At 26.2% G+C, this 2,544-nt stretch carries 3 protein-coding genes; all 3 read left to right on the top strand.

Annotated features, from left to right (window positions below):
- Positions 1-270: 270 nt before the first annotated feature.
- Positions 271-618 (top strand): hypothetical protein, encoded by a 348-nt coding sequence (locus GBG18_RS14855; RefSeq protein WP_226898714.1) that lies wholly within the window; start codon positions 271-273, stop codon positions 616-618.
- A 167-nt stretch (positions 619-785) separates the two neighbouring features.
- Positions 786-1,547 (top strand): hypothetical protein, encoded by a 762-nt coding sequence (locus GBG18_RS14860; RefSeq protein ID WP_152192335.1) that lies wholly within the window; start codon positions 786-788, stop codon positions 1,545-1,547.
- A gap of 146 nt (positions 1,548-1,693) precedes the next feature.
- Positions 1,694-2,419, top strand: a complete 726-nt coding sequence (locus tag GBG18_RS14865; protein WP_152192337.1) for a hypothetical protein — start codon at positions 1,694-1,696, stop codon at positions 2,417-2,419.
- The last annotated feature ends 125 nt before the right edge of the window (positions 2,420-2,544 follow it).

Below are 2,544 nucleotides of genomic sequence, written 5' to 3' on the forward strand. Positions count from 1 at the left end.
ACAGGTTGTTGAACTTGTTATTATAACTTAGATACTTCTATTTAAATCCTACTACAAAAATAAAAAGTACATAATATCCTTTTATCCAGATACTTTGTCCTAAATAACTTATATTCTTTGTTATTTAGATACTGAAAAAGTAATTTATTATCGTTATTCTAATATAATTATTATAGGAACATATTTTGTCCTAATAATAAGAATAAATTTGATATCTGGACATTATATTAGATAATAAATAGTTATTTGTTTATTAAAATGGAGAGTATCTTGCAAGTAGATAATGCTAAAATCGAATCTTATAAAAAGTACTTGACTGAAAAGTCGAGACCACCTAGTAAAGGTGGTAACACCAAAGCCTTACATTCACATGTACTTTATATTAATGGCGAAAAATATAGTTTTTTTGCTTTAGGATCACAACAGTGGGTATTTAAATCTGACATTGTTAGTTTTAAATATGAAGTAAAAGGCCCATATAAAAATATTATTACCGAGACTTTAATAACAATTGATAAATCAGGTAATCAAGTTGTGCGTGGGAATAGAGGATTTAAAAGCCAATTACGTACAGCTAATGCACGTATGCCAGTCAGTCGCCGTGAAATGAACAGCTAACAAGAAATTCAACAAGAACAAAAAACAGTTGGTCGTTGCTCCTTCGTCGCTTATTTTAACCAACAATTTTTTGCCTACTAATTAGGCGTTATATCTAAATCAAGGTTACAATAGTAAAATTCTTGAATTAAAAGACATTTTCAAAATTTAAAAAATAGGTATTTGAAATGAACAGTAAAAAAGATAAAAAGATAAAAATTGATTTATTTAAAGATAACGAATTAAAAATTTACAGCAAGAGAGAAAGGACACCAGAAGAGTGTAAATTACCTTCAGATATTCTAGTACCTATTAATGATAGATTAATTAAAACTATTAGAACATCAGAGGATGCAGTAAAACATGCAATTGAAAATTATGGGGATAACAATTTACAAAATCATATCTCAGATGCTTTAAATTTTAATAAAGAATTTAAAGTATTAAGAGCAGAAGTGCCCTCAAAAACACCAAAAGAGCTATCAAATTATCAAAAAAAATATGATAGATATAATAATAAAATAAAAGATGACGCAGATAAAAAAATTAAAGAAATAGGAACACTATTAGCAAGTGGACAAGAACTATTTCATGGGGGAAAACTAATAGATACAAAAGAAGACAATGTGTTATCACTAACATCTCCACTATCTACAACATTTGATCCTGTAATTGCAAATATTGAAGCAATACATAAAGGTAAAGCTTATGATGAAGGAGAATTAAATATTAATATAATAACCAATAAAAATTCTAAAGCAAAATGTTTTCCTTTTAGACATAAAGGTACTAAATTTGGACATGAAAAAGAAGTATTAATATCATCTGAAGCAAAATTGTCTGTAAAAGAGAAAAAGAAAATATCTGAAACTACTGTATCCAAACATGAGAATAGAAAAAATATAGAAAAAATAGTACCTGTTTATATTACTAAAATAGAAATGTTATAAAACTAATATATTTAAATGTTAAAGTAGAGTTATAATATTTTAGTACTAAAATAAGTCCAAATATAATAAGTACGAGAAGACCAATAATTTACCCTATCGGGGAAATTATTGCTCACGATAGTCATTAGGTAAAGGAAGTTACAAATATGAATACATTAAATGGTTATGAAAAGTTTGAAAAACTAATGGCAGATTTTATTCCAAAATTTGTAAATCCAATAGCAAAGCAAAAACTAGATGACCCTAGTTTTTCTTCTACACAAAATGATATGGAATTTATTATATTTAATGGCTTTAGTGAAATATCAAGTTCATTAGATACATTAAGATTGATAGAATTATTTATAAAAACAAATCCTCCTGAAGAAAATGGAATAAATTATAGTAATTATTTAACTTATCATGTACATAACTATTTGCAAGAAATGTATATCTTAAAAGAAAGACTTAAAACATACTCTAAAAAAATACAAAGAAAATATAATAAAGTTATAGATGAAGAAGCATTAAAAACAACTGTTGAATCATTAATGAAAATAGTTCTCGAAGCTCTTAATTGTATAACAGGTGATAGTGGTGTAAGAAATTTACATGTTCATTCTGAAAAATTTAAAGATGATGAATTAAATTGGCTATCATCAACTACATTCCTTGCAAACTTTCATGATGAATTTAAAATTCAATCAAAGATTGCATATGAAACTGCAAAAAACAAATGGCAAAATACTGTAGAGAATAATAATAAAGAGTTAAATAAATTGATTGATATTTATTTTAATACAATTTATACAATTATATCGGTAGATGGTAAAGTTATATTACCAGAAGAGTATACAAAACATCTAACAAAGCCTAGGAAGGAAACAAGCTAAAAGACGTTAGTTTAACTTATTTTCAAGTCAAGAGTTCCACAACCTCTTACTTTTGGAACAGTTTTCACTAATGGTAAGCTTGTTCTAAAAAGAGTTAAATTGTTGGACATTCTCCAAAAGGTACA

Origin of the sequence: Poseidonibacter ostreae (assembly GCF_009208075.1) — a bacterium.
Taxonomy (GTDB): Bacteria; Campylobacterota; Campylobacteria; order Campylobacterales; family Arcobacteraceae; genus Poseidonibacter; species Poseidonibacter ostreae.